The sequence below is a fragment of the Nocardioides sp. genome (assembly GCF_036401255.1).
In the GTDB taxonomy this organism is placed as follows: domain Bacteria; phylum Actinomycetota; class Actinomycetes; order Propionibacteriales; family Nocardioidaceae; genus Nocardioides.
Window position 1 is genome coordinate 1 of sequence record NZ_DASWVI010000338.1, and the last position, 5633, is coordinate 5633.

Annotated in this window: 4 protein-coding genes; all 4 read left to right on the forward strand. The window is 72.2% G+C overall.

Annotated elements, in window-relative coordinates; genetic code table 11:
• On the forward strand, positions 1–1305 hold a 1305-nt coding region (cysS, locus tag VGD85_RS15650; RefSeq protein WP_331064362.1), incomplete at its 5' end, for a cysteine--tRNA ligase.
• Between the two features lie 66 nt (positions 1306–1371).
• Positions 1372–2316, forward strand: a complete 945-nt coding sequence (gene rlmB, locus VGD85_RS15655) for a 23S rRNA (guanosine(2251)-2'-O)-methyltransferase RlmB (RefSeq protein WP_331064363.1) — start codon at positions 1372–1374, stop codon at positions 2314–2316.
• Between the two features lie 44 nt (positions 2317–2360).
• Positions 2361–3860, forward strand: a complete 1500-nt coding sequence (locus VGD85_RS15660; RefSeq protein WP_331064364.1) for a metallophosphoesterase — start codon at positions 2361–2363, stop codon at positions 3858–3860.
• 132 nt (positions 3861–3992) lie between these two features.
• Positions 3993–5435 carry an ABC transporter substrate-binding protein gene (locus tag VGD85_RS15665; protein ID WP_331064365.1) on the forward strand — a complete coding sequence of 481 codons (1443 nt, stop codon included), beginning with the start codon at positions 3993–3995 and terminating at the stop codon, positions 5433–5435.
• Positions 5436–5633: the final 198 nt, after the last annotated feature.

Here is a 5633-nt window from a genome sequence, read left to right on the forward strand (position 1 = left end):
GTCGGCCACGTCCGCTCGGGCGTGAACTTCGACGTGCTGCGGCGCTGGCTCACCGCCCGCGGCTACGAGGTCGCGTTCATCCGCAACATCACCGACATCGACGACAAGATCCTGGTGAAGTCGGCCGAGCAGGGCCGGCCCTGGTACAACCTCGCGTACGCGATGCGCATCGAGCTCGACCGCGCGTACGACGCCCTCAACGTCGCCCCGCCCACCTACGAGCCGGCCGCCACCGGTCACGTCCCGGAGATGATCGAGATCATCCGGACCCTCATCGGCCGGGGTCACGCCTACGCCGCCGAGGACGGATCGGGTGACGTGTACTTCGACGTGCGGTCCTGGCCGTCGTACGGCGAGCTCAGCGGGCAGCGCGTCGACGAGATGCAGGACGCGGGCGATGCCGACCCGCGCGGCAAGCGCGACCCCCGCGACTTCGCGCTGTGGAAGGGCTGGAAGAAGGACTCGGAGCCGGAGACAGCCGCCTGGCCGAGCCCGTGGGGCCCGGGACGCCCGGGCTGGCACATCGAGTGCTCGGCGATGGCGGGGAAGTACCTCGGCCCCGCCTTCGACATCCACGGCGGCGGCGTCGACCTGCGGTTCCCGCACCACGAGAACGAGCAGGCCCAGTCGCGCGCGGCCGGCCGGCCGTTCGCGACGTACTGGATGCACAACGCCTGGATCACCACCGCCGGCGAGAAGATGAGCAAGTCGCTGGGCAACTCGCTGACGATCCCGGCGGTGCTGGAGAAGTACCGCGGCATCGAGCTGCGCTACTACCTGGTGGCCGCGCACTACCGCAGCCACGTGGAGTTCAGCTTCGAGGCGCTCGACGAGGCCGCCGCCGGCTTCCGGCGCATCGAGCACTACCTCGCGCGCGCTACGGACGTGCTCGGCGGGATCACCGCCGGCGGCATGCCCTGCGCGGACTTCGTGAACGCGATGAACGACGACCTCGGCACGCCCGCGGCCGTCGCCGCGATCCACGAGGTGGTCCGCGAGGGCAACAAGCTGCTCGGGGCCGGCGACTCACCGGCGCTGCGCGGCAACGCGGCCTCCGTGGTGGCCATGCTCGGCGTGCTCGGCCTGGACCCGGCCGACCCGGCGTGGAGCTCTCGAGGTGGCGGTCAGACGGCCGAACGGCTCGAGAGCGTGATCGAGGCACTGGTCGCGGACCTGCTCGCACAGCGGCAGCAGGCTCGCGCCGAGCGCGACTTCGCGGCGGCCGACGCGATCCGAGACCGACTCAATGCGGCGGGCGTCCAGCTCGAAGACACCCCCGACGGACCGAAGTGGAGCCTGGGCTGATGGCCGGGGTCTCGATACGCCCGCTCGTTCCTCGCGGGCTACTCGACCACCGAAAAGGACACTGACGTGGCTGGCAACTCGCAGCGCAAGGGCGCGATCAAGAAGTCCGGCAAGGGCAACCCGACCGCCGGGTCCGGCGGCCGGGTCCGGCGCGGGCTCGAGGGCAAGGGGCCGACGCCGAAGGCCAAGGACCGGCCCTACCACCAGGCCTACAAGGCCGCCAAGCGTGCGGAGAAGTCCGCGGCGCGCCGGCCCAAGCGCAAGACCGGCACCGAGGCCGAGTGGGTGGCCGGGCGCAACTCGGTCGTCGAGGCCCTCCGCGCCGGCGTACCGGTGACCGGCGTGTACGTCGCCGAGGGCGCCGAGCGCGACGGTCGGCTGCGCGAGGCGTTCGCGATCGCGGCGGAGCGCGGCCTGAACATCCAGGAGGTCACCCGCTCCGAGCTGGATCGGATGACCGGCGGTGCGGTCCACCAGGGGCTGGCCGCGCGGATCCCGCCCTTCGAGTACGCCCACCCCGACGACCTGCTCGACGCCGCCGCCGAGAGCGGGGCGCCGCCGCTGATCGTGGCGCTCGACTCCGTCACCGACCCGCGCAACCTGGGCGCGGTCGTGCGCAGCGCGTCCGGGTTCGGCGCGCACGGCGTGCTGATCCCCGAGCGCCGCTCGGCCGGCATGACCGCCTCGGCGTGGAAGACCAGCGCCGGCGCGGCCGCGCGGCTGCCGGTGGCCCAGACGGTCAACCTGGTCCGCCAGCTCAAGGCCTACCAGGAGGCCGGCTGCATGGTCGTCGGCCTCGCGGCCGAGGGGGAGGTCAGCCTGCCCGACCTCGAGCTGGGCGACGGTCCGCTGGTGGTCGTCGTCGGCTCGGAGGGCAACGGCCTGTCGCGGCTGGTGTCCGAGACGTGTGACCAGCTGGTGTCGATCCCGATGGTCAACCAGCTGGAGTCGCTCAACGCCGGTGTCGCCGCCTCCGTGGCGCTCTACGCGATCGCGGAGTCGCGTCGCTGACCGTCGGGCGGATCCCGCGGGCCCTGGCGTACGTCGGGGTCTGGTTGGCCTGCTCGGTCCTCATCGCGCTGGCGCTGTTCTTCACCAGCAGCCGCGCCATCGTGCTGGCCGGCCACGACGCGGTGGTGCGCCCGAACCTGTCCGACCACGCCGTCCTCTACACCGGCCCGGTGCTGCCGGACGTGCGGGTCGACTCCCCGGGGTTCCTCGGCGTGGACATCCGGCTCGGCAAGACCGACGCGTCGTCGACCGACCAGCTCATCCAGCGCTACGCGGCGATCGCCGGGCAGCCCGAGGGCCAGATCGCGAAGGTCACCGACGCGGTGCGCGAGATGGCGATCAGTGCGGCCCTGCGCGGCGGGGTCCTCGGGCTGCCGCCGGTGGTGGGCTGGGTGCTGGTGGGCGCGGTCCGGCGCCGGGAGCTGGCCGCCCGCGTGCACGCGCCGCACGTGGCGCTCGGCCTCGTCGTGCTGGCGCTCGTGACGCTCGCGCTCTGGCAGCCGTGGACCGACGACGACGAGGACCTCGGGGCGGAGGGGGCGTGGATGCCGCTCTCGGAGTTCCTCGGGCCGGAGGTGCCGCTTCCCCCCGAGGCCGACGGGGTGGAGGTCAGCGGCGACGTCACCACCGCCCAGACCCGGCGGCTGATCGAGAGCGCGGTCGACACCTACGACCGGAGCAAGAAGTTCTACGCCCAGGCGGCCGACGACGCCGCCGAGCTGGGGCTGCGCACTCCCGTCGAGGGTGACACCGTGGTGGCGTTCGTCTCCGACCGCCACGACAACATCGGCATGGACCCCGTCGCCCGCGCGATCGCGGACGAGGCGGGGGCGACCGCCGTCTTCGACGGCGGCGACGACACCTCGTCGGGCAACACCTGGGAGGCGTTCTCCCTCGACTCGGTGACCGAGGCGTTCGACGGGTTCGACCGGTGGGGCGTCGCCGGCAACCACGACAACGGCGACTTCGTGCACACCTACCTCGCCGACCACGGCTGGACGATGCTCGACGGCGAGGTCGTCGAGGGGCCCGGCGGGTCCACGCTGCTGGGCGTCGACGACCCGCGCTCCAGCGGCCTGGGGAGCTGGCGCGACGAGACCGGGCTGTCCTTCGAGGAGGTCGGCTCGCGGCTCGCCGACGCCGCCTGCGACGCCGACGAGCGGGTCGGGACCCTGCTCGTCCACGACGCCCACCTCGGCGACGAGGCGCTCGCCCGCGGCTGCGTCGACCTGGTCGTCGGCGGCCACCTGCACGTGCGGGAGGGGCCCGAGCGGATCATCGGCAGCAACGGCGAGGTCGGCTACAAGTACACGACCGGCACGGCCGGGGGAGCGGCGTACGCCATCGCGCTCGGCAGCAAGCCCCGTCGCCCGGCCGAGGTCAGCCTGATCACCTACCACGGCGGCCGGCCGGTCGGCATCCAGTGGGTGACCCTGCAGACCAACGGCGAGTACGAGACCGGCAACTACACGCCGCTGCGGCTGCCCGAGGACCCGCCCGACGTCACGCAGCCGACCGAGACGCCGAGCGGCGCTCCGGGCTGAGCGGACCCGGGCCGCGCGGCCCGGGCTCGCGTCTGGTCGAGACGTGGTCCCCGACGTGTCCTGCGTCACCTTCGGCGGCCTCCCTCGTTGGACAGAACTGATACGTGTTCTAGTCCTGCCCTGGGAGGGTCCGTGCTTCCGATCCGTCGCGTCGTGCCCGCCCTGGGCGCGCTGCTCGCGCTGAGCCTGGCCGCGTGCGGCTCGCAGCTCGACCCCGACACCGTCGCCCAGGTCAACGGCACCACGATCGGCTCCGACGGGCAGGTGGTCGGCGCGGACGGCGGGACCGCCGGTCCGGACGGCTCGGTGCCCGACGCGGCCGGGGACACCGGCGGTGGCTCCAGCTCGGGGGGCGGGGGCTCGACCGGGTCCGGGGGCACGGGCGACGGGGGCACCAAGGGCACGGGTGACAACTCCGCGACCGGCGGCACCAAGGCCGGCAGCTGCGAGGGCTTCAAGAACCAGACCGGCATCACCGGCGACACGATCACGATCGGCAACTCCTCCGACATCTCGGGCCCGGTGCCGGGGCTGTTCGAGGCCAGCCAGGACGCGGTGCGCGCGTACGTCGCCTACTACAACGCCACCAGCGAGCTGTGCGGGCACAAGCTCCAGCTCAAGACCTACGACAGCCGCACCGACGCCGCCGCCGACCAGCAGGCCTACACCAAGGCGTGCGACGAGACGTTCGCGATGATCGGGTCGATGTCGGCGTTCGACTCCGGTGGCGCCTCGACCGCCCAGTCCTGCGGGCTGCCGGACATCCGCTCGGCGTCCGTGACGTTCGACCGCCAGGACTGCACGACCTGCTACGGCGCGCAGTCGACGGTCGCGACCGAGTTCCAGAACGCCGTACCGGACTTCGTGAAGAAGAACCATCCCGACGCCGCCGCGCACGCCGCGATGCTCTACATCAACGCCGGCGCCGCCTCGGAGAACGCCAAGACCCAGGTGGCCGCGATGCAGAAGCGCGGCATGAAGTTCGACTACGTCCAGGGCATCGACATCTCGGAGTTCAACTACTCGCCCTACGTCCAGCAGATGAAGGACAAGGGCATCGAGTACGTGCAGATGATCGGCGCGTCCGCACAGTTCGTCCGGCTGGCCGACGCCATGCAGCAGCAGGGCTTCAAGCCCGAGGTCTACATGCTCGACCCCACGGCGTACACCAAGGAGTTCGTCGAGAACGGCGGCGACGCGGTCGAGGGCACCACGGTGTTCATCAACTTCACGCCGTTCGAGGAGGCGTCGAGCAACAAGGAGCTCCAGCTGTACATGAGCTGGCTGCAGCAGGTGAAGCCCGGCGCCGAGCCCAGCTTCTTCGGCCTGTTCTCCTGGTCGGCGGCCCGGCTCTTCGTCGAGCGCGCGACGGCTCTGGGCGGCAAGCTGAGCCGTTCCACGCTGCTCGCCGACATCGCGAAGGTCGACGACTGGACCGCCAACGGGTTGCACTCGCCCCAGCACGTCGGGCCGCGGCACACCGGGGAGTGCTGGCGCTTCATCCAGCTGCAGAAGGGCCGCTGGGTGCCGGTCGGTGGCACCAAGTACCAGTGCAGCGGCACGTCGACCAGCTGAGGCGGGCGAGCGCCGTGTGTGTCCTGCGTCACTTCGTCCCGGCCGGGTCGTTGAGCGACGAGACGTGTTCTGGTTCCTGGGAGGGAAACGATGCGTAGCCCGCGGACGCTGCTCGCCGTCGGTGCCCTGTGCATCGCGCCGGCCGCGTGCGGCTCGCAGCTCGACCCGGACACGGTCGCCCGGGCGAGCGGCACGACC